The sequence below is a fragment of the Streptomyces sp. NPDC044064 genome (assembly GCF_056434245.1).
In genome coordinates this window covers 130,746-157,442 of record NZ_JBWKFN010000022.1, presented here as the reverse complement: position 1 = coordinate 157,442, position 26,697 = coordinate 130,746, and the positions used below count along the sequence as shown (strand labels likewise).

27 protein-coding genes, 1 tRNA gene and 3 pseudogenes are annotated in these 26,697 nt (G+C 69.0%); 18 read left to right on the top strand and 13 right to left on the bottom strand.

What is annotated here, in order from left to right; genetic code table 11:
• Nucleotides 1-130 precede the first annotated feature (130 nt).
• Complete coding sequence (locus AC07DS_RS31430) at nucleotides 131-292, bottom strand: hypothetical protein (RefSeq protein WP_479150732.1); 162 nt, start codon at nucleotides 290-292, stop codon at nucleotides 131-133.
• 332 nt (nucleotides 293-624) lie between these two features.
• Here AC07DS_RS31430 and AC07DS_RS31425 point away from each other — a divergent pair, with 332 nt between their 5' ends.
• Nucleotides 625-825, top strand: a complete 201-nt coding sequence (locus tag AC07DS_RS31425; RefSeq protein ID WP_479150728.1) for a hypothetical protein — start codon at nucleotides 625-627, stop codon at nucleotides 823-825.
• Between the two features lie 168 nt (nucleotides 826-993).
• Here the strand turns inward: AC07DS_RS31425 and AC07DS_RS31420 are convergent, their stop codons facing one another.
• Nucleotides 994-2,616 (bottom strand): PP2C family protein-serine/threonine phosphatase, encoded by a 1,623-nt coding sequence (locus AC07DS_RS31420; protein WP_479150724.1) that lies wholly within the window; start codon nucleotides 2,614-2,616, stop codon nucleotides 994-996.
• A gap of 467 nt (nucleotides 2,617-3,083) precedes the next feature.
• Nucleotides 3,084-3,932: a hypothetical protein gene (locus tag AC07DS_RS31415; protein WP_479150721.1), complete on the bottom strand. Its 849-nt coding sequence runs from the start codon at nucleotides 3,930-3,932 to the stop codon at nucleotides 3,084-3,086.
• A 960-nt stretch (nucleotides 3,933-4,892) separates the two neighbouring features.
• On the opposite strand from AC07DS_RS31415, the gene AC07DS_RS31410 reads away from it, so the two are divergent.
• The 4 genes and pseudogenes from AC07DS_RS31410 to AC07DS_RS31395 form a co-directional block, all read left to right on the top strand.
• The gene (locus AC07DS_RS31410; RefSeq protein ID WP_381659069.1) at nucleotides 4,893-5,096 is read left to right on the top strand and encodes a cold-shock protein; all 204 of its coding nucleotides are present in this window, start codon (nucleotides 4,893-4,895) and stop codon (nucleotides 5,094-5,096) included.
• A gap of 233 nt (nucleotides 5,097-5,329) precedes the next feature.
• Nucleotides 5,330-5,569 (top strand): hypothetical protein, encoded by a 240-nt coding sequence (locus tag AC07DS_RS31405; RefSeq protein WP_479150718.1) that lies wholly within the window; start codon nucleotides 5,330-5,332, stop codon nucleotides 5,567-5,569.
• A complete protein-coding gene (locus AC07DS_RS31400) occupies nucleotides 5,569-5,946 on the top strand; it encodes a fic family toxin-antitoxin system, toxin component (protein WP_479150716.1) in 378 nt (125 codons plus the stop codon). The genes AC07DS_RS31405 and AC07DS_RS31400 overlap by 1 nt, the downstream gene beginning before the upstream one ends.
• Nucleotides 5,947-6,001: 55 nt before the next feature.
• A pseudogene (locus AC07DS_RS31395) lies at nucleotides 6,002-6,411 on the top strand (ATP-binding protein); the annotation flags it as partial.
• A gap of 96 nt (nucleotides 6,412-6,507) precedes the next feature.
• Here the strand turns inward: AC07DS_RS31395 and AC07DS_RS31390 are convergent.
• A complete protein-coding gene (locus tag AC07DS_RS31390) occupies nucleotides 6,508-6,804 on the bottom strand; it encodes a hypothetical protein (RefSeq protein ID WP_479150762.1) in 297 nt (98 codons plus the stop codon).
• A 324-nt stretch (nucleotides 6,805-7,128) separates the two neighbouring features.
• On the opposite strand from AC07DS_RS31390, the pseudogene AC07DS_RS31385 reads away from it, so the two are divergent.
• The 3 genes and pseudogenes from AC07DS_RS31385 to AC07DS_RS31375 all read left to right on the top strand — a co-directional run.
• A pseudogene (locus tag AC07DS_RS31385) lies at nucleotides 7,129-7,335 on the top strand (IS982 family transposase); the annotation flags it as partial.
• Between the two features lie 282 nt (nucleotides 7,336-7,617).
• Nucleotides 7,618-8,100, top strand: a complete 483-nt coding sequence (locus AC07DS_RS31380; protein WP_479150714.1) for a hypothetical protein — start codon at nucleotides 7,618-7,620, stop codon at nucleotides 8,098-8,100.
• 170 nt (nucleotides 8,101-8,270) lie between these two features.
• A complete protein-coding gene (locus AC07DS_RS31375; protein ID WP_479150712.1) occupies nucleotides 8,271-10,478 on the top strand; it encodes a tetratricopeptide repeat protein in 2,208 nt (735 codons plus the stop codon).
• A 499-nt stretch (nucleotides 10,479-10,977) separates the two neighbouring features.
• Here AC07DS_RS31375 and AC07DS_RS31370 read toward each other — a convergent pair whose 3' ends face one another.
• Together AC07DS_RS31370 and AC07DS_RS31365 are read right to left on the bottom strand one after the other, a co-directional pair.
• Nucleotides 10,978-11,241: a hypothetical protein gene (locus AC07DS_RS31370; protein WP_479150710.1), complete on the bottom strand. Its 264-nt coding sequence runs from the start codon at nucleotides 11,239-11,241 to the stop codon at nucleotides 10,978-10,980.
• Between the two features lie 125 nt (nucleotides 11,242-11,366).
• A complete protein-coding gene (locus AC07DS_RS31365) occupies nucleotides 11,367-11,696 on the bottom strand; it encodes a hypothetical protein (protein WP_479150708.1) in 330 nt (109 codons plus the stop codon).
• A 183-nt stretch (nucleotides 11,697-11,879) separates the two neighbouring features.
• On the opposite strand from AC07DS_RS31365, the gene arr reads away from it, so the two are divergent.
• On the top strand, nucleotides 11,880-12,290 hold the full coding sequence (gene arr / locus AC07DS_RS31360) for an NAD(+)--rifampin ADP-ribosyltransferase (RefSeq protein ID WP_479150706.1): 411 nt from the start codon (nucleotides 11,880-11,882) through the stop codon (nucleotides 12,288-12,290).
• On the opposite strand, the gene AC07DS_RS31355 is transcribed toward arr, so the two are convergent.
• Both AC07DS_RS31355 and AC07DS_RS31350 read right to left on the bottom strand, forming a co-directional pair.
• A complete protein-coding gene (locus tag AC07DS_RS31355; protein WP_479150704.1) occupies nucleotides 12,287-13,300 on the bottom strand; it encodes an IS481 family transposase in 1,014 nt (337 codons plus the stop codon). The genes arr and AC07DS_RS31355 overlap by 4 nt on opposite strands.
• The gene (locus tag AC07DS_RS31350; protein ID WP_403967155.1) at nucleotides 13,300-14,094 is read right to left on the bottom strand and encodes an alpha/beta fold hydrolase; all 795 of its coding nucleotides are present in this window, start codon (nucleotides 14,092-14,094) and stop codon (nucleotides 13,300-13,302) included. Before AC07DS_RS31350 ends, AC07DS_RS31355 begins: the two co-directional genes overlap by 1 nt.
• A gap of 37 nt (nucleotides 14,095-14,131) precedes the next feature.
• Here AC07DS_RS31350 and AC07DS_RS31345 point away from each other — a divergent pair, with 37 nt between their 5' ends.
• On the top strand, nucleotides 14,132-14,752 hold the full coding sequence (locus tag AC07DS_RS31345) for a TetR/AcrR family transcriptional regulator (protein ID WP_403967152.1): 621 nt from the start codon (nucleotides 14,132-14,134) through the stop codon (nucleotides 14,750-14,752).
• Between the two features lie 922 nt (nucleotides 14,753-15,674).
• Here the strand turns inward: AC07DS_RS31345 and AC07DS_RS31340 are convergent.
• Complete coding sequence (locus AC07DS_RS31340) at nucleotides 15,675-16,634, bottom strand: AraC family transcriptional regulator (RefSeq protein ID WP_479150758.1); 960 nt, start codon at nucleotides 16,632-16,634, stop codon at nucleotides 15,675-15,677.
• Between the two features lie 82 nt (nucleotides 16,635-16,716).
• On the opposite strand from AC07DS_RS31340, the gene AC07DS_RS31335 reads away from it, so the two are divergent.
• Both AC07DS_RS31335 and AC07DS_RS31330 read left to right on the top strand, forming a co-directional pair.
• A complete protein-coding gene (locus AC07DS_RS31335) occupies nucleotides 16,717-17,553 on the top strand; it encodes an NAD(P)H-binding protein (protein ID WP_479150702.1) in 837 nt (278 codons plus the stop codon).
• Between the two features lie 176 nt (nucleotides 17,554-17,729).
• Nucleotides 17,730-18,073, top strand: a pseudogene (locus tag AC07DS_RS31330) (transposase); the annotation flags it as partial.
• 398 nt (nucleotides 18,074-18,471) lie between these two features.
• Here AC07DS_RS31330 and AC07DS_RS31325 read toward each other — a convergent pair.
• A complete protein-coding gene (locus AC07DS_RS31325; RefSeq protein WP_479150700.1) occupies nucleotides 18,472-19,302 on the bottom strand; it encodes a dienelactone hydrolase family protein in 831 nt (276 codons plus the stop codon).
• 32 nt (nucleotides 19,303-19,334) lie between these two features.
• On the opposite strand from AC07DS_RS31325, the gene AC07DS_RS31320 reads away from it, so the two are divergent.
• On the top strand, nucleotides 19,335-20,489 hold the full coding sequence (locus AC07DS_RS31320) for a GlxA family transcriptional regulator (RefSeq protein ID WP_479150698.1): 1,155 nt from the start codon (nucleotides 19,335-19,337) through the stop codon (nucleotides 20,487-20,489).
• Nucleotides 20,490-20,524: 35 nt separating this feature from the next.
• On the opposite strand, the gene AC07DS_RS31315 is transcribed toward AC07DS_RS31320, so the two are convergent.
• Entirely contained in the window at nucleotides 20,525-21,310 is a 786-nt protein-coding gene (locus tag AC07DS_RS31315) for an IS110 family transposase (RefSeq protein ID WP_479150695.1), read from the bottom strand.
• A gap of 271 nt (nucleotides 21,311-21,581) precedes the next feature.
• Between AC07DS_RS31315 and AC07DS_RS31310 the strand changes: the two genes are divergently transcribed.
• Complete coding sequence (locus AC07DS_RS31310) at nucleotides 21,582-21,848, top strand: hypothetical protein (RefSeq protein WP_479150693.1); 267 nt, start codon at nucleotides 21,582-21,584, stop codon at nucleotides 21,846-21,848.
• A gap of 65 nt (nucleotides 21,849-21,913) precedes the next feature.
• Here the strand turns inward: AC07DS_RS31310 and AC07DS_RS31305 are convergent.
• Both AC07DS_RS31305 and AC07DS_RS31300 read right to left on the bottom strand, forming a co-directional pair.
• Nucleotides 21,914-21,987: transfer RNA gene (locus AC07DS_RS31305), tRNA-Met, on the bottom strand.
• Nucleotides 21,988-22,302: 315 nt separating this feature from the next.
• A complete protein-coding gene (locus AC07DS_RS31300) occupies nucleotides 22,303-22,932 on the bottom strand; it encodes a TetR/AcrR family transcriptional regulator (protein ID WP_479150691.1) in 630 nt (209 codons plus the stop codon).
• Nucleotides 22,933-23,022: 90 nt separating this feature from the next.
• Between AC07DS_RS31300 and AC07DS_RS31295 the strand changes: the two genes are divergently transcribed.
• The 4 genes from AC07DS_RS31295 (at nucleotide 23,023) to AC07DS_RS31280 (ending at nucleotide 26,697) form a co-directional block, all read left to right on the top strand.
• Entirely contained in the window at nucleotides 23,023-23,436 is a 414-nt protein-coding gene (locus AC07DS_RS31295; RefSeq protein ID WP_479150689.1) for a DUF4345 domain-containing protein, read from the top strand.
• 249 nt (nucleotides 23,437-23,685) lie between these two features.
• Nucleotides 23,686-24,822 carry a hypothetical protein gene (locus tag AC07DS_RS31290; RefSeq protein ID WP_479150756.1) on the top strand — a complete coding sequence of 379 codons (1,137 nt, stop codon included), beginning with the start codon at nucleotides 23,686-23,688 and terminating at the stop codon, nucleotides 24,820-24,822.
• Nucleotides 24,819-25,988 carry a hypothetical protein gene (locus AC07DS_RS31285; RefSeq protein WP_479150687.1) on the top strand — a complete coding sequence of 390 codons (1,170 nt, stop codon included), beginning with the start codon at nucleotides 24,819-24,821 and terminating at the stop codon, nucleotides 25,986-25,988. Before AC07DS_RS31290 ends, AC07DS_RS31285 begins: the two co-directional genes overlap by 4 nt.
• 340 nt (nucleotides 25,989-26,328) lie before the next feature.
• Nucleotides 26,329-26,697 (top strand): hypothetical protein, encoded by a 369-nt coding sequence (locus AC07DS_RS31280; RefSeq protein ID WP_479150754.1) that lies wholly within the window; start codon nucleotides 26,329-26,331, stop codon nucleotides 26,695-26,697.

The following is a 26,697-nucleotide window of genomic DNA, read 5'->3' as shown; positions in this document are numbered from 1 at the left end:
AGAAACAACACACCATCGCCAGAGCCCCCCCCCCCCACTCCACCCCCCCCCCCCCCCCCCCCCCCCCCCCCCCCCCCCCCCCCCCCCCCCCCCCCCCCCCCCCCCCCCCCCCCCGCGACCACTGCCCTGATTACCCGCCGAACCCTGACGTGGGGAACTGCTGCGCCGGGATGTAGTGGCGGTCGAGGCCGGCATCCCGGTCGTGGCGGCGGTGGGCCTCGGGGCCGCCGTACTTCGCAAGAAGCCGACGGCCGGAGACGATGTCCCGGATGAAAGTGAGCAAGGTCTTCATGCGCGTTCTCCCCATGAGCGCTTGTGCCTTGTCAGGGAGTATGCGCCTGTTGCCCGTGGGATACGCCTGATTTGAGCGAGCCTTGAGCCTGCAGTGACGATTGAGCCGTCTGGAGGACGGAGACCCTGCCGAGACCGTGACGGTCAAACATCAGATGATCGGTCCCGACAAGGGGGTGCCGTGCCTCGGGGAGGCGAAGACCAGGCAGAGCTATCGGTCTGTTCCTCAAGGGCGCCCGGTCATAGACGCGATCGCACGGCACCGAGAGGAGTTCCCGCCGCAGGTCGTCTACATCGAGGACCGGACGAACCCGCGGACGCCTGTGTGGCGCCATGCCCGCCTGCCAGACCGGCGGAGCGATCCGGCGTAATAGCTGGGCGAAAGTGTGGGCCCGGAACGTCAAGCGGGCGAACACCAACCTGAAGAAGTCAGGCAACAAGGTTCGTGCCCCCGAGGGCGCGACGCTTCACGATCTGCGGCATTTCTACGCCTCAGCGCTGATCAAGAACGGCGCGAATCCCGTGATCGTTTGAGTTGAACCGATGCGGCTACGCCCCGGCTCCATGTTCAGCGCGACGGGACACCTGGCGCGCCCCAGGGGCCCCGCGCCGCTGTACGACCCCGGGCTCACCCACACGGGTGACACCGCTACAAGATCACCGCCGTTTGCGGTTGGTGACAGAGTCCTTGCATGGCGCGGGTCACTCATTCTCGGCGCGCCGGCGGGCGGCGAGGATGGCGACGTCATCCTCGTACGCACCGTTGGCCAGGCGGGCCAGGAACGTGTCGAGCATGGCGTCCAGAGGGCCGTCCGCCGGCAGGCTCAGCGCCTCGAGCGCCTGTACCGAGACGTCGATGTCTGTGCCGCGTCTTTCCACCAGTCCGTCGGTGTAGAGGAGCAGCGTGGCGCCGTGGTCCATGCGTACGGTGAGCGATTGGTAGCCACCGACTCCGGTGCCGATGGGCGGCCCGACCGGGAGCCAGAGGACCTCGACGCCGCCGCTCGGTCGCAGGACGGCCGGCGGCAGATGCCCTGCGCTGGCCGCTGTGCAGGTGCCCGCCCGCGGATCCATGACCGCGAGAAGGCAGGTGGCCAGGCGGTCAAGGCCCAGTTCCGCGACCTGACGGTCGAACTCGCTGAGGACCTTGTCGACGGCCCTGCCGGAAGCGGCAATGGTGCGGAGCAGTGAGCGGTACTGGCTCATGGCGACAGCGGCCTGGAAGCCGTGGCCCATCACGTCGCCCATGACCAGCAAGGTGCGAGAGTCCGGCAGGGGAATCGAGTCGTACCAGTCCCCACCGACGAGGACACTGTGGCCGGAGGGGATGTAGCGGGCAGCCACTTCCACAGCAGGGTGGGGGGTCCTGGGTTCGGACAGCAGGGCCCGCTGGAGTTCCAGAGCCATGGTGTGTTCGTAGCTGTAGCGGCGCGCGCTGTCGATGGAGAGTGCGGCCCGGTCGGCCAGCGCCTGGAGCGTCACGAGGTCGTCGTCGTTGAAGAGGCGCGATGCGCCGGCCCTTCCCAAAAAGATGACGCCGACGGGGCGGCCGGCCGTGATCAGGGGAGCCATGAGAAGTGAGTGGACGCCGGCCGCTCGGAAGAGCTTGGTTCGTTCGGGGTCTACGGTCACCTTCTGGAACAGCTCGTCCGAGGCCAGGTTGCCCAGCCACGGTCGCCCGGTGTCCAGGCAACGCCGTGTGGCGACGCCGCGGGGAACGTCAACATATGGTCCTGGTCCGCCCAGCTGGCGCAGCAACCATTCCATCCCAGGGGGCGCCACCCCCCTCGTCTTGCGCAGCCGCAGGAACCCGGGAGGAGGCGGGGGAGCGCCGGTGAAGTCCTCTTCGACGATTGCCACCGCGGCCACGTCGGTCAATGAGGGAGCCAGGAGGTCGACCAGCTCCTGGCACGTAGTTTCGATGTCGAGCGTGGTGCCGACGCGCGTGGCCGCGGCATCCAGCAGGGCCAGCCGCTGATGCGCGGTCTCCAGATCGTCCAGATAGCGGCGCAGATTACTGATCTCCACGCTGATCCCGCACAGACACGGACCTCGTCCTGGCAGATCCACGCGGTGATAGACCGCTCGCCAGAGCCGTTGCCCCAGAGGCGAGGAGACCCCTGTCGTTCCTGAGATGGTCGCCTCCCGAGGTTGCCCATCCGCGAGCACCTCGCACAGAACGTCGTCCGGCCTCTGGAGATCCGGCAGCACTTCCCCGAGCGTTCGTCCCAGGAACGCCGAGGCGGGCCGGCCACTGACCTTGACCCATGCCGGATTGACGTACAGATGACGCAGCTGCGCGTCGAGAAGGACGATGGGAGCCAAGGTCCCCTCTACAAGCTGACACGCTGGAACGCCATCACCGTCCGGAAAGTGCCACTGCGGCATGGAGCCCTCACCATTCACAGGTTTCGTCTCGCGGCTATCGCTGGAGCCAATGCATACCCCGTCGGTGGAGCGACGTCCCGCTTGAGCGTCCTCTCCTGTTGGAGCCGCAGGGCTGCCACTGCCCAGCGTTCGGTGCACTTGCCTGACCTGAGCCCTCAATCGTCGCTGAGAAGAGCCGTCTGGTTCTGTTCACGAGTGCCGATAGCGGTTGTTCAGCACTTCGGGCGGCACTCGATCCCAGCCCCGCTCGATGTTCACGAGTCGGGCAGCACCCGGTGGTCGGCACGCCACTCGGGCAGGGGTGGGCATCGTGTTCCGGTGTGCGGAAGGCCCCGACGGAGCGGGGCCTTCCCTGCGCGGTCAGGCTCGGCGACCGAGACGCAGGTCGAGGGCGCCCAGGAGACTTAGTTCACGTCTACGTAGTCACCAGAGGAGTTGCTGTCGCCGGTCGTGGTGTTGCCGCTGTAGCGCCAGCGCCATGTGCCGTCCTGGGAGGCGGTCACCGTGGTCTTCAGGTAGCCGGTACTGCTGGCGGTGACCTCCTTGACCGTGGTGTACGTGCTGGAACCGGCGGGCTTGAACTGCAGTTTCACCAGTCGGCCACCGTAGTTGTCGTAGCGGTGCAGACTCCAGTTGGCGCGCTGCACCGTGCCCGTGACGGTGATCGGACTGCCCTTGGCGACGGGCTCGGGGGAGGCGTTCATGTTCTGGATGCGCGAGGCACGCTGGAGGCGGACCGTCGCGGAGAGCAGGTCGGTGTCGTAACCGCCGCCCTTCTTGATGGCCGTGCCGACAGTTTTCCAGTTGGCGGCGTCACTGTTGACCAGCTTGTTGCCATTGCCGCCCGGCATGTTGTCGGGATCCACGGTGATCGTCTCGTCGCAGCCGTGGAAGGTGTAGCCGCCCGCGGAGGATTGGCTGCAGCTCCACCGGGTCGTGAACACCGCGAGCTTGTACTCATTGGTCCCGTAGGTGCCCCGGTACGCCTCAACCCACCAGCTGTCGAGCGTCACGTTGCTCTTCACCGTGTACGTCAACGGGGCCTCGACCTCGGCGCTGATGCCGACGACGATGGGCTTGCCGTTGTTGAACACGACGTTCGAGAACGAGATGTCACTGTCGTCCGCGTACGCGGACGGCGCCGTGAGCCCCACGCCCACCAGCGCCATGCCCCCGGCCACCGCCGCGGCGGCGCGCCGCGCAGCCGAGGGACTGTGCCGCTGCGGAGTAGCAGCCGATATTGAAGTGATCAATCCCCACCCCTGAGTCGAGTGTCTGCGCGGAGTGTCAACTGCCCGCCGCGGGAACTCTAGATCATCTGGGGCGGCACCTCGCGCCACCAAGCACCCTGCGGCCACGCACGGTAACCGAGCTCCTTTACCGCTGAGGAATACGCGACTCTCGATTACGCGAGGTCGTCAGTTTCAGCCCCTTCCTCGATAGCTGCGGGAAGCGACGGCCACACTCGGCCCGGGCGGAAGGCCCAGTGCTGTCGGAACTCGTGAACATCGCGAGCCGACCGCGATGGCCAAGCGCCTCCCGAACCGGTGCTGAAGTGCTGTCCGGACTCGCGGACAAAGCCAGCCGTCAGTCAGCAACAGATCAACGATGACGGCCGCTGGCTGGAACAGATGCTGACCGACGCCTTCATTCGGCGCCACAGTGGTCCCGGCGGGCACCCACTACCGGGTGTGCACCTGGCCAACCCCTCTCCGGTGCTGGAACACCTGCACACGCACGCCATCTCGGCCCTCTTGTTCGTGGCCACCCCGTGGCTGCGTGCCCGGTCTGTGGCTGGCCGCTGCGAACACCAAGGAGGAGTTCGGGCAGCTGCACACCACGCAGGCTTCCTTGCCTGCGGCTGCGTGATCCGGCCCTGTGGCACCTCACCGGCCCGGGCACGCAGGGAAATGGGTGCTCGAACCTCTGCCACGTGGGGCCTGTGGGCCGGGAGGAGGCCCACCGGAGCCACCTCGCAGGGACCACCTATTTCCTGGCGAGGCGTCTGCGAGCGCCTGACAGCGGTGATAGGTGATCGTTATTGCTCTCTGGTGAGAGCCGGTGTCGCCGTGTAACGTCCCTGCCAGATGTCGTGGTTCGCAGTTCCCCGCCCGCGCTCCGGCGCGGGTTCTTTGCTGTGCAGTGTGGGACCAGGACATCACGCACTCCCGGGTCCGCGCGGTGCGGGTCCGATATCGATTGGAAGGCTCAGCATGGCCAGCGGAACCGTCAAGTGGTTCAACGCCGAAAAGGGTTTCGGCTTCATCTCCCAGGACGGCGGCGGGCCGGACGTCTTTGCGCACTACTCCAACATCAACGCAAGCGGCTTCCGTGAGCTTCAGGAGGGCCAGAAGGTGACCTTCGACGTCGGCCAGGGCCAGAAGGGCCCGCAGGCAGAGAACATCACGCCCGCCTGAAGTTGTGCGGTCGCAGGTCCGGGAGCTGTTCCGGGGCCTGGTCCGTGCTGTACCCCGTCCCGCGGCCCGGTGCCGCGGGGCGGGGGCACAGCGGCTGTGACGCTCTTGGTGCAGCCCTGAGGCGATGCTCCATGCAACTGTCCGGCCTGAACAAAGACACAGGTCCTGTCAATGGAGCGCCGCTTCTGCTGATCTCACCCACGCGCCGTGGTAACAGCTGTTACCATGCCGGTATGGCGAAGACACAGCTGGGTGCGCGCGTGGACGCGGACGTTGCGGAACTCGCGAAGAAGCGTGCCGCCGACCTCGGGTTGAGTATCGGCGACTACCTCGCCAGGCTCGTGCAGGATGACGCCAGCGGCCTGCGTACCCGTGCGGTGGACGCGGCCGCCCGTTTCCTGGCCGACCACCAAGATGTCTTCGACGACGCTGAGGAAGCCCAGCAGACGGCCCGGGGAACGCGCGCCGCCTGATGGATCTGCACATCGACGTTCCCTGGATCCTGCAGGTCGCTGAGGCGGCCGGGGCCAACGATCCGACCCCTGACGACTACGGCGTCCCGCTGTCAGCGGTCGCCCGCCACCGGGCCGAGCTGTTCGAGCAGCCCGTCTACGACGGCCCCTACGCCAAGGCCGCCGCCCTGGTGCACACGTTGGGCCGGTGCCGTTGGCTAGAGCGCTCCAACATGGCGGTCGCCGCCGCTACCGGCGTCATGTACCTCGAAGCCGTCGGGATTCCCGTCAAGCCCGCACGCGAGGATGCCGTCGCCCTCAAGGACTTGCTCCTTGACCCCGCCTGCACCGCCGGGAAGATCGCCGCCCTGCTGCGGACCTGGCCCACCGCCACCTGAGACCCACAGGCCCGGTGCCGCTGCCCGGGGCGCCGGGAGCAGTGCCGGTCACACGGGCGACTCCGGCACCGGCAAGTTCCACATGCTCATCGCCCTGGGCAACGAGGCCGCGATGCAGGGCTACCGGGTCCGCTACACGCTCGCCACCAACCTGGTGAACGAGTTGGTGGAGGCCGCCGACGGGAAGCAGCTGAACAAGACCATCGCCCGCTACGGCCGAGTCGACCTGCTCTGCATCGACGAGCTCGGATACTTGGAACTCGACCGCCACGGCGCCGAGCTCCTCTTCCAGGTGTTGACCGAGCGCGAGGAGAAGAAAGTGCCGCCATCGCCTCCAACGAGTCCTTCGGCGGCTGGACCAAGACCTTCACCGACCCCCGCCTCTGCGCGGTCATCGTCGACCGCCTGACCTTCAACGGCACCATCATCGAGACCGGCACCGACTCCTACCGACTCGCCACCACCCGGGCGCGGACGGAAGCGCCCGCCAAGGCCGGAGGGCCGCCACCAGTGCGCATCTCCTACGCTCGCGAGTGCCGGTCAGTCCTGGGCGCTTCGCCTCTACCAGGCATTCCAGAGCACTCCATGACGGTGGCGGACCGGCGGTATGTCCGCGTCGTCAAGTTCGTGGCCGGCGCGGTGCAGTTCGCGGATCCGCTGGGCTTCGAGTCGACTCCGAAGCCGGGCGCGGCCCTCAGCCGTCGCGATCTCGGCGGAAAACGAGCCCTTCCTGCAGTAGAGCACCATCCACTGCCAAGAGGTGAGCCGGCGCAGCGTCTTCGCCGGGGCGGAGCGACGGCCTTCGCGGGCAGCTCGGGCCAGTTCAGCAGTCGCATAGCGCAGGTCGTACAGCGACATGGACTCCGATGCGCCCTCTTGGACGCGGAATCGCCTGGGAGTCGTGCGGACAGTTCGGGACATCGAGAGCCTCCGTACGGCCTCTGGACTTTCCAGAGGCACCTACGGCGGGTGCGTAGTGGTCAGCACAACTCAGCTCCTTATCATTGGTCACGACGATCTACCAGCAGCACAGTAGTCGCGCGGAGACGTGGAGGCCGAGGCTTTCTACTCACCCCTGTTGCCAGGGCAGGGCGCTCCAAGTTCTCTCACGAAACTACGGCCAGACCCAGTTTCAACGATCCTCATCGCCGCTGGGCGACGTCATCTCTGGTGAACATCCGCGGTACTCAAGATCAGCTCACCGACGCCGAGCTGATCACGCTCACGATGACGCAGGCCGTGCTCGGCTTCACCGCCGAGGCCAAGTGGCTCCGCCATGCTCGCCGCCACCTGCGGCATCTCGTCCCTTACCTGCCCCAGCAGCCCGGCTACGACAAGCGGCTGCGCACGGTCGCCGAGCTGCTCCGCCGGATCACCAGGCTTCTTGCCGCTGCAGCTTTCTGGGGCTATGGCAATGGACATGCAGGTCACACTCGGTGGTTCCTGTTCTGGCACGTAAGGCACGTGACCCCGTTGAAGTGTCTCTGTCGGAACTCTTCGCACCCGTGTACGAAGCGTCGCGGTTGGAATGTTCTCGTGCCGCCCCGGCAGGCTTCCGCTGCGTGCCAGTGGTCTTCTTGACAGGCAGGCCGGTGCGGGTCGGTTTCGACCACGCGGGCCCGGCGGAGGGTTAGTGTCTGATGCACGGTCACAGCTCGGTGAGGGGGGCGGATGACGGGCATCGAGGTCGCGGTTGGGTATGTCTTCGCGTGGCTGGTGCGTAAGGCCGGGCGGGTGATGCGGGGGGCGGACGCGGAGGTGGACCGAGGGCTGGACGCGGGCATGGAACGGCTTCACGACCTGGTGAGCCGCAAGTTGGGGAGCGATCCCGCGCTGGAGCGGGCCGCAGAGGAGGCCGGATCTGGGCAGGGTGAGCCCTCGGAGCGGACCCGGCGTCGGCTGACTGACTCCCTGGAGGACGCTGCCGAGCACGACCCGGAGTTCACTCAGGCCCTGCTGACCCTGGTGGCGCAGCTGCAGGCCACCGGGACGGCGGCCACGTCCGGTGGTGTGTCGGCGGGTGGCGACGGCCAGGCCATCGCCGGCAGCGTGGACATCAAGGCGGAGGGAGGCTCGGCCGCCGCGCTGAGGATGGGCGACGTAACGATCGGGTCTGCTCCAGACCCTCGGCGGCCGGGCCCGGATCAGGGCTGACCGTACCCGGCACCAAATCCACCAGCCCGCCCGGCGCCCCGCACGACCGCTCGGGCAGAATCATCATCGCGACGGCCGGCGGCGTCGCCGCCGAGAGGATCGGCCAACTCCACCAACACCATCATGCCGCGCCGCGCACGCCCGCCCCGTGGCCGCATCAGGTCGGGGTGATGCCGCCCCGGGCGCAGTGGTTCCAGGACCGAGCCGAGACCGACCGGCTGGCCCAGGTCCTGGCCGCGGGCGGGACAGCGGTCGTCGAATCCGCTGACCAGGCGCAGGTGGGCGGGGTGCTGGTGGGGATGGGCGGGGTCGGCAAGACCCAGCTTGCCGCCCACTACGCCCGCACCGCGTGGCAGCAGGGCGAGCTGGACGTGCTGGTGTGGATCACTGCGAGCAGCCGCACCGCCGCCGTGACCGGGTACGGGCAGGCCGGCGTGGAACTGCTCGGAGCGGACCCGAACGGCCCGGAAAAGGGCGGCCCGGCAAAGGCGGCACAGAGATTCCTGGCGTGGCTGGAACCCAAACCACAGCAGCGGCCGTGCCGGTGGCTGGTTGTGCTGGACGACATCGCCGATCCCGCCGACCTGCGCGGCCTGTGGCCGCCCGCCAGCCCGCAGGGCCGCACCGTCGCCACCACCCGTCGCAAGGACGCGGCCCTCACCGGAGGCGGCCGGCGTCTGATCGAGATCGGCCTGTTCACCCCCGCTCAGGCCCTCGCCTACCTCACCAGCGCCCTAGCCCGGTACGGCCGCCACGAGCCCGAGCAGGAACTCGCCGCCCTCGCGGAGGATCTAGGGTATTTGCCGCTGGCCTTGTCGCAGGCCGTCGCCTACCTCATCGACACCGGCAGCGGCTGTCGCACCTACCGGGACCTGCTCCGCGACCGCACCCGCGCCCTGGCCGACGCCGCCCCCGACACCCTGCCCGACGACCAAACCCACACGGTAGCCGCCGCCTGGACCCTGTCCCTGGAACGCGCCGACATCCTGCGCCCGGCCGGCCTGGCTCGCCCCGTACTCCAGCTCGCCTCCTTCCTGAGCCCCAACGGCATCCCCGCCACCGTCCTGACCAGCCAACCCGCCCTCACCCATCTGACCGGCCACCTAGCCGCCTCCAGCCCCGGCGCCGGTCCGGTCACGGCGGAACAGGTCGAACTGGCCTTGGGGGCGCTGCGCAGGCTCAGCCTCATCGACCACACCGTCGACAGTCCCCATCAAGCGGTCCGCGTCCACCAGCTCGTCCAGCGCGCCGTCCGCGAGACCCTCACCCCCGCCCAGCACCACCAGTTGGCCCACACTGCCGCCGACGCCCTCCTCTGCGTCTGGCCCGAGCCCGAGCGTTACACCGCTCTCGCCACAGTTTTGCGCGCCAACACCGCCGCCCTCAGCACCACCGCCGAGGACGCGCTGTACCAGCCCGACGCCCACCCCGTGCTCTATCAGGCAGGCCATAGCCTCGGCGAGGCCTTCCAGACAACTGCCGCCCGCGACTACTTCGAGCGGCTCACCGAAGCCACCACCCGCCACCTCGGCGCAGACCACCCCTCTACCCTCACCGCCCGGCAAGGCCTCGCCTGGTGGCAGGCCAGGGCGGGGGACGCGGCCGGAGCCGCCGACACCTACGCCAAAATCCTCCAGCACCAGCTGCGAATGCCGGGCCAGGACAATTGGTCCATCTTCGCCACCCGGTACAGCCTCGGCCGCCAGCGGGGGAAGGCGGGGGACGCGGCCGGCGCCGCCGACGCCTTCGGTGGACTCCTCGAGCACCAGCTGCGAGTGCTGGGCCCGGACGACCCCGACACCTTCATCGCGCGGCAATGGCTGGCCTGGTGGCGGGGGGAGGCGGGGGATGCGGCTTGGGCCGCCGACGCCTTCGCCGAACTCCTGCACGACAAGGTGCGGATGCTGGGCCGGAACCACTACAGCACCCTTGACACCTGGCACTGCCTCGCCCATTGGCGCGGGGAGGCGGGGGATGCGGCTGGGGCCGCCGGCGCCTACGCCGAACTCTTTGACCGCCAGTCGCGGATGCTGGGCCGGGGCCACCCCGACACCTTTGCCACCCTGGACAGTCTCGCCCATTGGCTGGGGAAGGCCGGGGATGCGGCCAAGGCCGCCAGCGCCTACGCCGAACTCCTTGAAGGCCAGTCGCGGATGCTGGGCCGGGGCCACCCCGACACCTTCGCCACCCTGGACAGCCTCGCCCATTGGCTCGGGAAGGCCGGGAATGCGGCCGGTGCCACGGACACCTACGCCAAACTCCTCGACGGTCAATTGCGGGTGCTGGAACCAGACCATCCCGACACCCTCACCACCCAGCGCAACCTGGCCTATTGGTGGAGGAAGGCGTGGGGCGACGCTGCCGATGTCGGGCAGTGATCCCCGGTACTGGTCTCTGGCACGGCATCACCTTCCAGGCGACCCAGCCGCGCCTCACGCCCCCGACGTGCTGGAAGAACCTGACGAGAACGGCGAGGCACCCTCACCGCCCCGCCGACGTCGCGCCGACCCTGAGCTTCGGCTTCTCAATCGGGCAGGGCCGCCCGGCCTGGGTGGGCCAGGTGCGCACGAGCTGCCGGGAGGTGGAGGTGGGGGGAGGTGGCGGCGGATTATTACCGCCGCCGCACCCCCCTGCACAGCCCGGTCTGCTCATCTGCCGCAACAGCAGCAGGACGTCGCCGCCGCTGAGGCCGGGTACGGGCTGAGCGGCGTACTCAACGGCCTGTCCCACGCCCTGTACGTCAACCACCCGGCCGCCGTGACGTCCGCCGACTTCAAGCCCGCCCACCTGCCGGTTTGCCGAGCTCGGGCTTCAGATCCCGCCGATGTCATGAGCGAGTTGCTGCGGCACTGCTCGCCTACTCGCGGTCTTCTCAGCTCAGTGCTTGTCGGTCATGCCGAAGTCGTCCTCGACCTCTGGCGAGGCCCAGGAAGCCGAGAGGCGCCGGTGATCGGTGATGGAGCCGAGCACGACGTGTTCGGCGAGCCGGCGGGCTCGCCCGTTGCGGCGGGCGAGCGCGGTGAGCTGCCTGGCACGGCCGATGCCGGAAGCGCCGTAGCACCAGGAAGGACGCCCCGCTCGGCTGCCGCTGACAGGCCCGTCCAGGAAGTCCCGCAGCGACCGGTGTTCGGGCCTCCACAAGAGGCTGAGGCCCCCTGTCCGGTGACCACCGTGCTTTATCGCCAGGGCAACCGAGTCGGCGGACAGACGGGGCCACGCGTGAGTTCTCTGCCGAGCCCCGTCGCCCGGTTGCGCGCAATCAGCGCTCATGACGAGGACGTGGCGCCCTGCCGCGTCAGATCGTTGGTGACGTCGTCGACGGCCTTCACGAGTGCGTCCTTGCACAGGTAGCCGCAGGCGTCCCCGCCAGCCGTGGCGTCGACGCTGTCCGAGTTGTCGAGCAGCTCCTTCTTGATCCAGGCTCGGCACTCTGGGGTGATGTTTGACGTCTTGCCGGGACGGGCGCGGGGATATTCCCAATGACACGTCCATCGAGGGATGCGGCGGTCGGTGCTCTCCGCGTCCGCGGGGATGGTCCCCGCCTCGACCTCTGGGGAGCTGATGACCCTGGCCCGCCCGGCAAACCGTACTGTCACGCGTCACGCCGTCCCGCGGAGCTGGCCTGGAGGGGATGCAGGAACGATCGGAGTCCGGGCGGTAACAGAGCCATCTCGGAAGCGTCAGGGTTCGATGATCTTGCTGTGGCTGGTGTGATCCCGGCGAACGAGCCGTCCTGGATGGCTCACCGTCACGACAGCTCGGTTTGATAACCTGTGGCGATGGACGAGGTGTTGGACGAGGGGCCGTTCTTTCACGGCACAAAGGCCGATTTGCAGGTCGGAGATCACCTCACCGCCGGTTTCCGTTCCAACTACCGGCCCGAAATCGTGATGAACCACATCTACTTCACCGCGTTGCGCGACGGTGCGGGACTCGCCGCCGAACTCGCCGCTGGCGACGAGACCCCGCGAGTGTATGTCGTCGAACCGACCGGGGAGTTCGAGAACGACCCCAACGTCACCGACAGGAAGTTCCCTGGCAATCCCACCCGCTCCTATCGCAGCAGGGAACCACTCCGGATCGTTGGCGAGGTCACCGACTGGACGCGACAGACACCCGAAGCTCTCCAGATGTGGCGAGACCGGCTCGCCGCAATCCGTCTGGATGACCGCACCGAAATCATTAACTAGGTGTATGAGGCCATAACGTTGGTGACGCCAACCGGAGCACGGGAAGCAGGCGGCTGGCCGCCGGCGGTGCTGCGGGGTCGGTGGTAGTTGTAGTGCACGTTCCACACGGCCACGGCATCTGACCGTTGCCTCTCGGAAGTCCAGGTACGGGCGTACAGAAGTTCTTCGGCCAGGATCCGGTTGTACCTCTCCACTTTGCCGTTGTGTTTGGGCGCGTAGGGCTTGGTCCGCTTGTGCCTGGCCCCGAGCAAGGCGCGCGTGAAGGCGTCGGCGCGGTAGCAGGCTCCGTTGTCGGTCACGATGCGTTCGATATGGGTGATCCCGTGTGCGGCGAACCAGGCCCGGGCTCGGTGCACGAACGCGACTGCAGTTGTTGCCTTCTCGTCCGGCAGGGGCTCGGTGTAGGCCATCCGGGTGTGCCCGTCGATGGCGGAGTGCAGGTACACATACCCGCGCCGACTCCCTTTGGATTTTGCCCGCGCTGCGGCCAGCGCCTGTTCTGAATCTCGTCCGTGGGCACGCCACCCGCCACCGTCAGGTATCCGCCCGACCTTCTTCACGTCGACGTGCACCATGTGCCCAGGCCGTTTCGCGACGATCACACGGGGCGTTCGGTTGGAGTCTCCGTCAGGGTCGATGCATCGACGACGGTTCAACCCGAGCTGGGCAAGGATTCGGCTCGTGGTGCGACGGCTGGTGCTAACGCCAGTCTCGTTGAGTTCAAACGCGATCCGAGCCGCTGACCACTTGTGCTCGCGTCGCATCGCCTCGATCTTGGCCACCGTGTCTGCACTAGTGGCCGTAGGCTGATGGCGCGGGGTCGACGACCGGTCCAGCAGTCCGACATCTACGTGTTTGCGCCACCGATTCACCCACTTCGACGCGCAAGCCCGCGAGATTCCCATCTCCGCGGCAACATGCGCGATCGGTCGGGTCTTGCAGCGTTCGATCAGGCGATGTCGGCCCTCCACGGTGAGCGGAGCGTTTGCATGTACCCGTCGCACTCCCATCAGTCTTCGAGCTTGTCGAGGAGCCTACTCAGGGCGGCGGGGTCTTCGAGGTGGGCGAGGTGTCCTTGGCCGGCCAGTGGATGGACCGTGCAACCGCGGAGTCTGCTCACGACCCGCTGGAACGAGGTTCCGTACGGCTCCGCGCCGACGTTCCGCTCGCCGACGATCAGGTCGATGACGGCCGCGTGGGAGCCGAGATCTGCGCCAAGTTCGGCATCGGATAGCGCCTGCAGTTCCGAGTAGAGCGGTTCGCTCAGTCTGCGCAACGTCGACCACGCACCGTGATCAGCGCGCAGCGCATCGACGTACTCCGCGGAAAAGCCTGACACTTGTTCGTTCACGATCTCGACCGCTCGATCCCAATCCTGTGCAGCATCTGCGGCGCGGAGCGAAGGCAGCGCGGCGTTGCCGAAGCTGGGGTCGACCGGCTCGTAAGCGATCACATGGCTCATCGGACGTTCGCACGCAAGAAGCAGGGCGACCAGGCCCCCGTAGCTCCAACCGAAGACGGCCTTCGGCTCACCGACGGCCTCGATCACTGCGCATAGGTCGTCGACCTCAGTTCGCAACGAATACTGGCCTCCGAGCGGTCCTGAGGGTGCTCGCCCCCGGCGATTGACAATAGACACCGACGGCCACGCCTCAAGAGAGCGAGCAACGTGCCGCCAACTGTGCGCATCGCTCATCACGCCGGGCATCATGAGCAGCCCCGGCTCCGCCGCATCGCCGTAGATGTCGACGCTCACCCAACTGCCGTCAGGACGCGGCACCTTCTTCTGTATCGATTGCTCCATAACGTGCATTATGGAGCATCCGCTCTATAATGCAAGTATGCATCCCAGTCGAGCAGGACGACCCCCCCAGTTCAATCGAGCCACGGTTGTGCTCGAAGCGGCACGGCTCTTCTGGCAACGCGGCTACTCCGGCACGTCCACGCGGGCACTGAGCGCCGCGCTTCGGCTGTCCACTTCGAGCATCTATGCCGCGTTCGGGAGCAAGGCGGGGCTGTTCGAGGAAGCGGTGCGAACGTACGCCGAGCGGTACCGGATCATCTACCAGGATGCGTGTGCGCAACCCGACTTCGCTGACACCCTCGACCAATTGTTCCGTCGATCCGTCGAAGAGTTCACCCAGCCCAACTCAGGGCACCCGGGCTGCCTGGTGAGCAGCGCTGCGATGACGGACAGTCCGGATACGATCGACACTCGCGCCTACCTCGACGACCTTTACGCGTCGAACCAGCGCCTGCTGCACAAGCGCATCGAACAAGCTCAGAAGGATGGGCAAGTCCCGAAGCACACAGACCCGGCCACACTCGCTGCGTCGCTTCAAACTTTCTGGCACGGACTATCCGCGCAGTCAAACCAGGGCCTCGGGCGCAACGACCTCCTCCGTCTGGCAGATCTCGTCGTCTCAGTGCTGCCTGGCGGACGCGCGTCAACAACCTCCTGACCCGCAACAACGCTGACCAACCTGCGCCGCCGCAAGGCAGCGCTGAACTTGCGGCGACTCCAGGCCCTCCCTCAACTCGGCCTGTTGGCACGGCGGGTGGGCGCGGCCTCAACAGTCACGTGCTGCGATGATCGCCTGGATGAGTGGATGGCTGCTGCCCAGTGCCCAGCGGCAGTCTTCCTTCAGCGCAGCAGTGCGGCAGCCGCCTGCGCGCCTTGGGTGCGGCGAGTGACCAGGGCGTGGTCATAGCGGGTGGCCAGGGTGGTGATTGAGGACCAGGGCGGCCCAGGCGATGGCGCCGATCCGGGAGGTGGCCCACATCAGCCCGGCGGCGGCGCAGATGGTCAGCTTCATCCCCGAGACCGCGACGTCATGTCAGGCGTCGCGCGAAGGAACGCGGGCTGCGAGTTCGGCCGCGAAGCGCCACGCTTGCGCTCCCCAGTCATGGTCCGTCGTGCCGAAGTGGTGGAGGACGTCCAGCAACTCGTGAGCCTCCGAGAGAGTGAACAGAGCCGGACGCGGTTCGTGAACTTGAGGCATGCTGGCTACGGGATCGCCGAGTCCGTCCATGTCGGACGTAACGGGCCCGACCGCGCTGGTTGCGGGCGCCGGCCAGCCCGGTCAGGGCCTTTGCCGACCTCATGCCCCGGTGGAAGCCCATGGAACGGTCGTCAGGCCGGCGTACAGAGCCGGTCGAAGCTGCGGCGGGGTGACCGTCGGGTGAAGGCAGCGTGGGGGAGTTGGTGTCTGCGCCAGTCCGACCGGTTCAGCAGCTTGTGCGGGGACGTTGCCGGCGGGGTCAGTAAGGCGCTGAGCAGGTGGCGGATCTCCGGGACGGTCAGGTCGATCGGGCTCTGCTGCGGGGGTGCCGGTTGGGTTGTGCGGTCCTGGCCGGTGTCGCACCGACCCACACGATCACCCGTCATGGACTGACCCGCCATTCCGGCCGCACCTTCCGCCGCCAGTCCGACGGGCTGAGCCCGCGCACCCGCTTGAACGCCACACTGAACGCGAACGCATCTTCGTATCCGACCTCGCGCGCCACTGCGGCGACGGTCTCCTCGGTGTCCCGCAGCAGGTCCGCCGCCAGGGCCATCCGCCAGCCGGTGAGGTATGTGAGGGGAGGCTCGCCGACCGCGCTGGTGAAGCGTGCGGCGAAGGTGGCCCGGGACTGGCCGACTCGCGCGGCCAACTCGGCGACTGTCCACCGGTACGCCGGGTCCTCGTGCAACAGACGCAGAGCGTCGCCGACGGCCGGGATGGCCAGCGCCCCGTACCAGGAGGGTAGTTCGGCCTGCGACCGAGCGCACCAGCTGCGCATCGCCAGCACCAGTATCAGGTCCAGCAGCCGGTTCAGGACGGCGTCCTGGCCGGGTTCCTCGTGGGCCACCTCGGCCGCGAGCAGGTCCAGCGCCGCCCGAGTGCGTGGCCCAGCGGGCACGACGGCCAGCGATGGGAGCATGTCCAGCAGGCGCTCGCCCACGTCGCCGCGGAGTTCGTAGGCTCCTCGGAGCAGGGCGGTGGCGCCGGGCAGTCCGTCGCCGTACGTGCGGGGTGCCAGGTTCTGCCGGGCCGCCGTCCCTGTGTCCATGACGTGCTTCCTTCCGCCACGGATCATCACCTGCGGCGGGGTGTCTGGGGCGTCGGCGATCGTGTACCGGGTGGTGCCGCTGATCAGGGCGATGTCCCCGGCGGCCAACCGGACCGGCGCGGCCTGCGGGTCGTCGTCGAGCCGGACCGATGCGTGGCCGCCGAGGGTGGCCACGACCGTGAGCGGAGGGGCGTCGGCGAAGGTCATGGACCATGGTGGCCGCTGGATCAGCTGCCGGATCTGCGCGTTCCTGGCTCGGGCCCGGTGCAGCAGATCGCTCAGGACGTCCACGTCGGCCACGCTAGACGATTACAAAGGGATTGGCGACGGTCTCCCATGGATCGTCTGTCTCCACCGCGGTTGTCTGGAGGGCATGAAGACCATCCTCGTTCTCGGCGGCACCGGCACGACCGGCCGCCGCATCGCCCGCCGCTTGACGGCCGACGGCCTGCCGGTCCGTACGGCCTGCCGCACCGGCGGCGACGTCCACTTCGACCTGGACGACCCGGCGACCTGGGCGCCCGCCCTCGATGGAGCCGGCGCCGTCTATCTCGTGGAGCCCAACCTGCAGCCCGGCGTGGACCGGCAGGCGCGCATCCCGCGCCTGGTGGCCGATGCGGTCGCCGCGGGCGTGCGGCGGCTGGTGCTGCTCTCCGCCCACGGCGTCGGCCGGGCCGACAACGGCCACCCGCTCAAGGTCGCCGAACAGGCCGTTCGTGACTCCGGCGTCGACTGGACCATCCTGCAACCCGATTGGTTCGCACAGAACTTCAGTGAGTCCTTCTGGCTGCCGGGCGTCCTGGCCGGAACCCTCTTCCTGCCCACCGGTGACGGGAGCACGCCGTTCGTCGATGCCGAGGACATCGCCGAGGTCGCCGCCGCGGCACTGGCCGAGGACCGCCACAGCGGACAGACCTACCAGCTGACCGGCCCGCGGGCGATCGGCTTCGGCGAGGCGGCTGACCTGATCGCCGCTGCCACCGGCCGGACGGTCCGTCACCTCGATGTCGACCCGGACGTCTTCGTGGACCGTATGGTCGCCGAAGGCGTGCCGGCCGACGTTGCTCGTCTCCTCACCGGCTTGCTCGTGGAAGTCCGCGACGGCCGGGGCGCGGGCGTCTCCGACGGTGTGGAGCGGGCACTCGGCCGACAGCCCCGATCGTTCGAGGACTTCGTCACCGAGGCTGCCGTCGCAGGCCGCTGGAGCTGACCCGACGGCCCACCGGTTGGCACTCCGAGGTGACGACGCAAGATTGCGTCGGACCCGGAGCGAACGGGAACGGCCACCGCGTGATCATCAAGAGCTATGTGGACTCATACGATCACGCGGCGGCCGCGGGCCACAACATGGACAACGCCCGCCGGCGGGCGATGTTCGACCAGGCCATGGACCGGATCGCGGGTCGGTTCAAGCGGGTGGAACCCGTGACACAGCCCGCGCCTTCGTGCTCGGACTGCTGTCCTGCGTCGAGCGGAAGGACTGCTGGCGGCTGGCCGAACAATCCGGCCACGCCCGCCCCGGCCCGATACAGCGGCTACTACGAAGCGCCCGCTGGGACGCCGGCGTGGTCCGTGACGACATCCGCGCCTACGTCCTCGAGCACCTCGGCGCCGACAACAGTGTGCTGATCGTCGACGAGACCGGCTTCCTGAAGAAGGGCACCGCGTCGGCGGGCAGGCAGCGCCAGTACACCGGCACCGCGGGCCGGATCGAGAACAGCCAGGTCGGAACCGTCTACGGAGCGGTCCAACAGGACTTGACTGCCGAAGGGACGAAAATGGGGCCCTGCACGTCTCCCTGCGTCGCGAGCGCTGACGTTCACCGACCCACGCCCGCTCCTCACAAACGGCCGAGCGCCCACCGACGCGAGGGACGGACGCCCGTCGGCAGCGTGACCGGACGGAGCCGCTTTGTGGGCTGGCCAGAGAGGCCATTTGACCCAAAGTTCTTCACGCCGATGTAGATCAGGACGAACTCGACCGCGTTGTGTCCTCGTGCTTGCCATAGATCCTCGGAACCGGCCGGGACGGCGAATGCGAAGAATCTCAAGGGGGCCGACCTTTCGCTGTCGTCGATGAGAGGGCGATGGCGGCGAGGTTGCGGTGTCTGGCGGACCACGGGGCCCGGTCAGGCGGCGGGCAGCGGTCGGTTCCCGTGCGGGCGCAGGCGGTCGGTGAGGAATGCGAGGATCTCGTCGCGGGCCCGGACCGTGGGGTGGCCGGCCTCGTCGACGAGATGGGCGGTGACGACGCTGTGTGGGGTGCCAACCAGGTCGGCGAAGAAGGGCGGTGGGGCCGGGTTGGCGGCGCTGTCCGGTAGGACGCGTCCGTCGAAGGCGTCGCCGAGCAGCGCGCGGTAGGCGGCAAAGCGTTGCCCCGTGCACCAGCGGTCGCCCTCGAAACGGTAGGCGAGGACGGTGAGTCCGTCGCGGTCGAGCCGGTCGCGCACCTCGCGTGCGTCCGCCGCGTCGAGTTCGAGTCCGCCGGGGTCGTCGAGCGGCAGCGACGGGTGGTTGACCACCGGGGCGATCACCGCCGGCTCCAGGGCCATGGTGAGGGCGAAGTTGCCGGTGAAGCACATACCGATCGCGCCCACCCCCGGCCCACCGCACGCGATGTGGGCCTGCCGCGCCAGGCCGCGCAGCCAGACCGTCACCGGGCTGGTGCCGCCCCCGGCGAAGGCGCGGAACTCCGCGCTGACACAGGCGCGGCGGACAACCTCCCGGCCGCCCTCGACCGTCGGGAAGGCGCCGTCCGTCCCGAACAGGGAGGGCACATGGACGGTGAAGCCCGCGTCCCGCACCCAGCGCGCGAGCCTCAGGACGTCGGGACTGATGCCCGGCATCTCGGGCATCACCACGACCGCGGGCCCAGTCCCGGCCATGTACACCGTCTTCACCACCCCCTCCACGGCCACGCTCCGGCGGATGAAGTCGGTGATCGCATCGTTGTCGCTCATGGGGCCAGCCTGGGCCCGGGGTGGTCCACCGGGTGAGGGGCCAGATCGCCAAGGGCAGGGGTAATCTCGCCACACGCGAGGGAGGCGAGCGGTACGCGGTCGGCGACCCCGGGGCCGGGGACAGCAGGGGGACGGGAGCGATGGCGGAGTCGGCACGGCAGGTGGAGCACGGTGCAGGTCCGGGCGCCGCACCGAGTGCGCTGCGGGTCGGGGTCCTTGCATACCCCGACTGCTTCGCGTCCGAAGTGTTCGGCGTCCCCGACCTGTTGACGATGGCGGGACATGTCGCCGGACCGGAGGCGCCCGGCTACCGGGTGTCGGTCGTATCGCCCCGCCGCCGGGTCACCGCCTCGGGCGGCGCGAGCCTTGACGTGCGTCCCTTGCGCGAGGTCGACGTCCTCGTGGTCCCCGGCTTCGAACTGAGCCCGGACACGGACCTCGACGGGCGGCTCGCGCGGCTCGCCCCCGAGGTCGCGGCGATCCGCGCGCAGGCCGCCGCCGGCACCGCCGTCGTCTCCCTCTGCGTCGGTGCGTTCCTGCTCGCCGAGGCCGGGCTCCTCGACCGGCGCCGGGCCACCACCTCCTGGTTGCACGCCGGCGAACTGGCCAGGCGCTGCCCGGACGCCGACGTGCGGCCTGAGCACCTGGTCGTCACCGACACGGGGGTGACGACCACAGCCGCCTTCAGCGCCATGTACGACTTCACGCTGGACCTGATCCGCCGACACAACGGCCCCCGGGTGGCACGCACCACCGCACGGTTGGCGCTCGTCGACGACGCGCGGACCTCTCAGACCCCGTACGTCGACCCGCGGCTCCTCCCGCAGCCCGGCCGGGAGTTCTCTCAGCGGGTCATGCGGCGGCTCGACCAGAACCTCGCCGAGCGATACGACCTCGCCGCGCTCGCGGCGTCTTTTCGGGTCAGTACCCGCACGCTGCTGCGCCGCTTCGCCGAAGAGACCGGACGCAGCCCGCTGGCCCATCTGCAGGCCTCCCGGGTCCGCCGCGCCCGCCATCTTCTGGAGACGACAGACCGCACCGTCGCCGCCGTCGCCGCGGCCGTCGGCTACCGGGACCCCGGTACCTTCGCTGCCCTCTTCGCCCGCCACACCGGCCACCGCCCGAGCGCCTACCGGGCCGCCTTCCGCCGCACGGCCCGGGCGTCCAGCCCGGACGGTGGCGTCTAGCCGCCTTCCGATCATCGGTTCGTTGGTGGGCCGTATCAACGTTGATCTGCCCTCCGCGCACGGCTGAGATGGACGCTTCGGCCGCTCCGAGGCGGGACGTTCAAAGATCTCAAATGCGGTGGCAGTGAGCCGGCCCGCCCCACGCGACCCGACGGCACGAAGGGCAACGGACGCCCCGGCGAAGGCGTCGACCCGAGCAAGCCGCGTCCATCGCGCCCGTGCAACAGCAGCTGCGGCACGGCGCACGGGCTGTTGGCCCGCTTGGACCGCGTCTGCCGGGTCAGCGGCGGTGGTTGGGCTTGAACCGCCGGGGACGCAGGCGCCCCCGCAGGCGCCTCTGCCGGACCGTGGACCACAACATGAGGGCTTCGGCGTACGCGGCCGGGTTGCCCTCGGAGCGGGCGGCGTTGTGCAGAGCGCGTATGCCGGCGACGGTCGTTCTTCGGGATGCTGGAGGCCCGTCCCGACAGAGCCGCGCGGGCGGCTGCGTAGGCGTCGATGGGGTCCGGCTTGCCGATGCGGCGGCGTTCGCCCCGGTCGGGACGGTTGACCTCGACGACTGGGTGCCCATGTGAGCCGGCGGCGCTGATGAAGCCGGCTCCGTAGGACGAGGTGCCTTCCACGCCGACCGCGATCACCTGGCCGTGTGCGTCCAGGAAGGCCAGGGCCGCCGCGTATCCCGCGGCGGTGGTGGTGAACTCGGCGCCCGCGAGGTGGCCGCTGTTGTCGCTGATGACCGCGACGTGGAGGGTGTCGGCATGGGAGTCGACCCCGCCGAACACGTAGTGGTCCGCGGTGTCCGCTGCGACCGCTGATGTCATGCCGATGACGCATTCCAGTCGGTGGCGACACCGGCCGGGGGCGCAGACAGGACATTGAGGAGGCTTCCGGCCAGGCTCCTATCAGGTCATGTTCCGCCCGGCCGGAGCCATAAGAACAGGTCCGGGTCGTCGGACAGAACAGCTTGAGGACAACCCAGCAGGGCGTCAGTCAGTGCCCGAGCCACGACTACCGGAACCTGAGTATCAGCATCAATGTCAGTGCCCGGTGGCAGGATCGGCCCGGTGATCCGTTCACGGACAGGGGGAAGTTGTGACGAGTACTTTCGAATGGCCACGCGAAGCGAGCAGCGAGAACTCCGCGGCCCTGGAGCAGTGGCTCGGCGAGCACGGGTGGGAGGTCGATCCGACGGTATTCATGACCGGCGCGCGGGGTCCGGCCGTCCAGGTCCGCCGGATTGGCGCAGCGTGGCGGGACGGGGAGCCGGGGCTGCTGATCCTGCCCGGTGAAGTGGCGGAGTACGACGGCGGCCGGGTGCGCATCGCCACCCGGCCGGCCGCGGTCTCGCCGGCCCCCTAGGCCCAGCGCCCCACATACTTCCGGCCCCCCTCGACGTCAGTGTCGAGGGGGGCCGGTGTTGTTAGTAGCGGGGACAGGATTTGAACCTGCGACCTCTGGGTTATGAGCCCAGCGAGCTACCGAGCTGCTCCACCCCGCGTCGATACGCCCAGCTTACGGCATACGCGCGAGCTGAAGGCCACCACCCCGAGTGGTCCGAGAAACGGAGCGCGCGAGGCGCCCGCAGGGGAACGGCACTGGAATCCCAGCTCGGACACCAGGGGACATGTGCCGGCCAGCTGGCTGAGGTGGACTGGGCGCCCTGGAGCACGATGCCGAGCCTCTGTCCGTTGCCCCCAGGTCAGGCCTGTGGAACGCCACGCAATTCCCTACCGGCAGCGTCAGTTTCCCCACTCGGACGTTCGAGCCCGACCGGGACTGTATCGGGTACCCCGCCCTCGTCGTACGGCTGACCCTACGCGCCCGCGTTGGGTCGCTGTGGCGGCCACTCGGGGGCGGGGTCCTCGGTGAGCAGCGGCCGGAGAGCGCCGAGAATCGCGCCGATGCAGACGTCGCGCAACTGGGTGCGGGTGCAGGTCTCGTGGGTGAGCCAGTCGACACAGAGGACCTGGACGAAGACCAGCCAGCTTTTCAGGACGCCGGACACGGCCTCACGAGCACTCTCGTCCGCGAGTGGGAGTACGGCCAGAAGTCGCGTACGAAGTGCGTCCAGCTCGTTCGTCATGATCGTCTGGATCACGGGATCGCCCGCGAGAACCCGATTCGCGGCGAGGACGGCGTTGCGGTTCGCCATGAAGTAGTCGAGATGGACCTCCATGCCCTGGATGAGCTGCTCCACCAAGGAGTCGGCGGGGTCAAGCCGGGTCTCGGCGAGCAGCTGGTCCGCAGCCTGCTGGTATACGGCCGCGAAGAGGGCGTGCTTGCTGGGGAAGTGACGGTAGAGCAGGGCTCGGGAGACGCCGGCCTCTTCGGCGACTTCTTCCATCAGGACGTCGTCGTACGAGCGTGCGGCGAAGAGCCGCGCTCCGACGGTGAGGAGCTGGGCGCGGCGGTCGGCGGGGCTGAGTCGTTGGCGGGGAGGCACGAACGAAGACTACTTGACATGTGTCTACTAGCACATCCAGCCTAGTAGGCACATGTCAACTAAGCTCCACCGGGACAGCTCGGAGGGATCATGGCAAGGACTCTGCGTACACTCACACAGTTGATGGGCTGGTCCAGCGTGGTGATCGGCCTGTACCACGTGGTCCTCGGTAACGCGGCGATCCCCGGAGCCAGCTCTGCCGGCGCGACGGTCGACAGCTGGGGCCGGTTCATGGGGGCCAGCTTCGTCGGCTATGGGCTGGCGTGGCTGTGGGCCGCACGGCAGCGGCCGATCCCGGCTCGGGCGGTGCGGTGGCTGGCCGGCGTTTTCCTGCTGGGCGGCATGGGCCGGCTGCTCTCGCTCGCCGCGCACGGCTGGCCGCAGTGGTTTCAGACCGTGCTGGCGGTGATCGAACTCAGCCTCCCCCCGGTCTTCTTCTGGCTGGCCGGCGCGGAAGAGCGCATCTCGCTCAGCGATGCGGAGACCGTGGCCACCGGGCGCTGAACGCCCTCGAGGTGACGAGCCGGGGCCCCTCCACACCACCGGCGCCCTGGACCCAGCACGCGCCCAGGCCCTCGAACGCCTCGGCATCATCTGGCGCCCCCGCCGGCAGGCCTTCGACAATGGCAGCTGCGTGACGCCCGCCGCGGACGGCTACCTGCGGAACGGCAGGATCCCATGGACGCGGCGGGCTGCTCCTGACTGATGACGGGGATACACTCCTCCGCCGGAGGGGATCACGGGGTGAGTGAGATGGACGAGGCGCCCGCGGCGCCAGGTCTGCTGCGCCGGGCGCTGCCGCACAGCAGGCGCGGCCGGTTGCTGCTGATATCCACGCTGGTGCTCGTGCTTGCGGGCAGCGGGCTCGGCACGTGGGCGGCGGACACCTGGCCGTGGCCGAAGAACCGCTACTGCTGGGGCGCCTGGGAAGAAGGCAGCGGCCCGGACTTCCTCGGCGACGAGGCCTTTGGCGACGATGACGACGGCTCACGCACCGGCAAGGAGACAGCGCCCACCCGCGAGCGCCCGACCGGCAGCTGCGAGGTCTCCATCGCCGGCGACTACAAGAGCAGTTACGACGGCGACAAGGTCTCCATCCTCCAGCAGGTGTCCGTTGAGTACGGCCCGGTACCCAAGTCCGCGGAGGCCCGGCTGGCGATGGTCCAGGACGGTTTCCTGGGCGGCGACATGGTCCCGCTCCCGGACGGCCTGCCGGGCACGGTGAACGGGCGCGGCGGTCTGCTGGTGCTTCCGAAGTCCTGCGATGCGAAGGACGGCCGGCGGACCGTCGTCACGATGGAGGCGTCCGGCACGTACACCAGCGGCCCCTCGTACACCCAGAACGATCCGGCCGACCTGGGTGGCGCCCGGGAGGCGGCGGTGCTTCTCGTCGCGGCGGCCAACCGCGGGATGGCAGCGGCCGGTTGCGCACCGGACGAGCCGCTGAAGGTCAGCTCGCCGGTCTACGACCTGCCGGGCAAGCGGGGGCGCATCTTCGGTACCTCCGACGACGTCTGCGGAATCCGCGGCCTGCACCTCGACACGGAGGACATCGAGGACCAGACCGGCGCGGTCACCCGCGACCTGCAGACGTGCAGCGTCCGCGGCGATCGCGACGGTGTGCCGTACCTGGAGCTGGCGATGGTCGCGCAGCCCCGGCTGGCCGCGGTGTTCGACGGCATCGCGGGCGAACGCCCCGCGGCCCGCGGCTGGCGCGGCACGGGCACCATCGGCGAGAAGCACGCGATCGTACGAGCCGACTGCGCCGGCCGGCCCGCCACCTTCCTGATGGGCGCCTCCACCGACCCCGGCCACCTCGCCGCCTTCGCCAACGCGGCCGCCGCCCGCCTGGGCTGCGCCCCCATCGCCCCCAAGGAAGCCGCCCGGTGAGCAGCACTGCCAACGAGCCGAACCGATACGAGCAGCCCCTGCCCGCCGAGCGGGAACTGCTCAGCGAACGGCGCCTGCCCCGGTGGCACTGGCGCAGACTGCTGCGCGGACGGGTCCGGCCACTGCTGGCCGCAGGTCTCGCCGGGATGCTGCTCGGCGCCGGCGGGATGGCCTGGCAGACGCAGGCCGGGCCGTTCGCGCCGGACGAGGTGTGCTGGGGCGCCCTGTCCCGCGACGACCTCGCCGCAACGTTCCGCAAGCCGGAGGACGTCAAGGCGGTCGAGGCGCCCGTGCTGCACGGTGAGCGCTCCATGGACGGCCCCACCGGCAGTTGCCAGTTGACGAACAGCGACGGCGACGCATGGGCGCTCACCGCCCGGGTGCACCGGCTGGACGACCGCAATGGCGACGACGGCAAGTGGGCCGACGAGTTCCTCTCCGCCCGTCTCACCCCGCTCGGCGGCGGCCTCCTGGGCATGGCCTCGGACAACCGCGCCTGGCTCGCCATCCCGGACGGCTGCCTGGGCCGCCCCGACGACCTCGACGGGCCGGCCGTCGTGGACATCGCCCAGGGCAACTGGATCACCGACATGGAGCCGCGTACCAAGGAGCGGGACGGGATGGCCCGCATGGTCGTGAAGCTCGTCAACAAGGTCAGCGCGGACCTGGGCTGCACCGGCACGATCGCCGATCCGGTCGACCGCCTGCCGAAGGCCGCCCGCTACACCCGCACGGAGAAGCCGAACGCGCTCTGCGGCATCAAAGGGCTGACCCTGGGCAAGAAGCGGAAGGCGGACCAGTACCCCATGATCACCGACGGGCACGGCCCGGTGCGCACCTGCGACCGGGGCATCACCGGCTCGCAGCCGAAGCAGCGCCTGATGACCGTCGAGGACCCGCGGCTGGCCGGGATCTTCACGAGAATGGCGCTGTACGAGGGCGACCGGGTGCGCTCCGCCGCCGGCTACGGCGGCCTCAGCCCCAACCTCGGCGTCTTCCAGGCCCGTTGCCAGGCGGGCGAGACGGTATTCGTCGTACAGGCCAACGAGGGCGGGGCGAGCGCGGACGTGCGTACCCTCTTCCCCCGCTACGTCGCAGCCGAGGCTGCCCGCCTCGGCTGCGGCCCGCTGAAGCTGAACCTGCCAGGGCTGGGCGGGAGCCGCTGACTCCCGCCCGGCACCGTGCCGTCAGTCGCCGCAGATCCTGTCGGCCCAGGGCGAGGCGGTGGCGGGGACGACGGCACTTCACCGTGCAATCCGTACCGCAGGCCACGTTGGAAGTCGCACGCGGCCCGATTCGCGACCTTGTTTCGGCCGAAACAAGGTCACCCCACTTCGACTTCACGAAAGCCCACATCAGAACACCTGCGCGCTCTCGCTCGCGGCGGCTGATCCACCTGTCAATCCCTTTGCGCGACCGAGCAGGTCACCCCTAGCGTGCAAGGGCATAGGAACCGTGCGCCAGGGCAGCGCGCCACACGAATGAGGAGCAACCGCCGTGGGAACCATGGTCTCGGTCAGGGGCTGGCTGCAGTGTGACGACGGACAGCTGGCTCAGATCAAGGAGATCGTGGAAGCAGACGATCCGGAGCACACCTACAGCGGGGGCTGGGCCTTCCCCGCCCGGCAGTACAACGACGTCAGGTGGGCCTTCTACGGGGGCGACATCCGCGCGGTGTCCCTCGACTGGTTCGAGGAGAGGTTGCGTCAGATCGCCCGGATCCCGGCCTCCTACCAGGATGACGAGTACGACGAGAGGCCCCGGGGGCTGTTTCTGGTCAGCCACGACGTCGACGGCATGAGCGAGTGGAGGGTCCACAACGGCGGTCTGGTGATCGGCCTCCCGGATGGGGATTACCACTACCTCGACGCCTAG

What these genes read in the sequence shown, in the direction of transcription:
- AC07DS_RS31405 (WP_479150718.1), top strand. Translation starts at nt 5,330, where the DNA reads ATGGCGAAGACACAGCTGGGTGCGCGCGTGGACGCGGACGTTGCGGAA.
- AC07DS_RS31355 (WP_479150704.1), bottom strand. Translation starts at nt 13,300, where the DNA reads ATGGGAGTGCGACGGGTACATGCAAACGCTCCGCTCACCGTGGAGGGC.
- AC07DS_RS31335 (WP_479150702.1), top strand. Translation starts at nt 16,717, where the DNA reads ATGAAGACCATCCTCGTTCTCGGCGGCACCGGCACGACCGGCCGCCGC.
- AC07DS_RS31350 (WP_403967155.1), bottom strand. Translation starts at nt 14,094, where the DNA reads ATGGAGCAATCGATACAGAAGAAGGTGCCGCGTCCTGACGGCAGTTGG.
- AC07DS_RS31430 (WP_479150732.1), bottom strand. Translation starts at nt 292, where the DNA reads ATGAAGACCTTGCTCACTTTCATCCGGGACATCGTCTCCGGCCGTCGG.
- AC07DS_RS31325 (WP_479150700.1), bottom strand. Translation starts at nt 19,302, where the DNA reads ATGAGCGACAACGATGCGATCACCGACTTCATCCGCCGGAGCGTGGCC.
- AC07DS_RS31380 (WP_479150714.1), top strand. Translation starts at nt 7,618, where the DNA reads ATGACGGGCATCGAGGTCGCGGTTGGGTATGTCTTCGCGTGGCTGGTG.
- AC07DS_RS31280 (WP_479150754.1), top strand. Translation starts at nt 26,329, where the DNA reads ATGGTCTCGGTCAGGGGCTGGCTGCAGTGTGACGACGGACAGCTGGCT.
- AC07DS_RS31400 (WP_479150716.1), top strand. Translation starts at nt 5,569, where the DNA reads ATGGATCTGCACATCGACGTTCCCTGGATCCTGCAGGTCGCTGAGGCG.
- AC07DS_RS31345 (WP_403967152.1), top strand. Translation starts at nt 14,132, where the DNA reads ATGCATCCCAGTCGAGCAGGACGACCCCCCCAGTTCAATCGAGCCACG.
- arr (WP_479150706.1), top strand. Translation starts at nt 11,880, where the DNA reads ATGGACGAGGTGTTGGACGAGGGGCCGTTCTTTCACGGCACAAAGGCC.
- AC07DS_RS31425 (WP_479150728.1), top strand. Translation starts at nt 625, where the DNA reads ATGCCCGCCTGCCAGACCGGCGGAGCGATCCGGCGTAATAGCTGGGCG.
- AC07DS_RS31390 (WP_479150762.1), bottom strand. Translation starts at nt 6,804, where the DNA reads ATGTCGCTGTACGACCTGCGCTATGCGACTGCTGAACTGGCCCGAGCT.
- AC07DS_RS31375 (WP_479150712.1), top strand. Translation starts at nt 8,271, where the DNA reads ATGCCGCCCCGGGCGCAGTGGTTCCAGGACCGAGCCGAGACCGACCGG.
- AC07DS_RS31295 (WP_479150689.1), top strand. Translation starts at nt 23,023, where the DNA reads ATGGCAAGGACTCTGCGTACACTCACACAGTTGATGGGCTGGTCCAGC.
- AC07DS_RS31290 (WP_479150756.1), top strand. Translation starts at nt 23,686, where the DNA reads ATGGACGAGGCGCCCGCGGCGCCAGGTCTGCTGCGCCGGGCGCTGCCG.
- AC07DS_RS31410 (WP_381659069.1), top strand. Translation starts at nt 4,893, where the DNA reads ATGGCCAGCGGAACCGTCAAGTGGTTCAACGCCGAAAAGGGTTTCGGC.
- AC07DS_RS31315 (WP_479150695.1), bottom strand. Translation starts at nt 21,310, where the DNA reads ATGACATCAGCGGTCGCAGCGGACACCGCGGACCACTACGTGTTCGGC.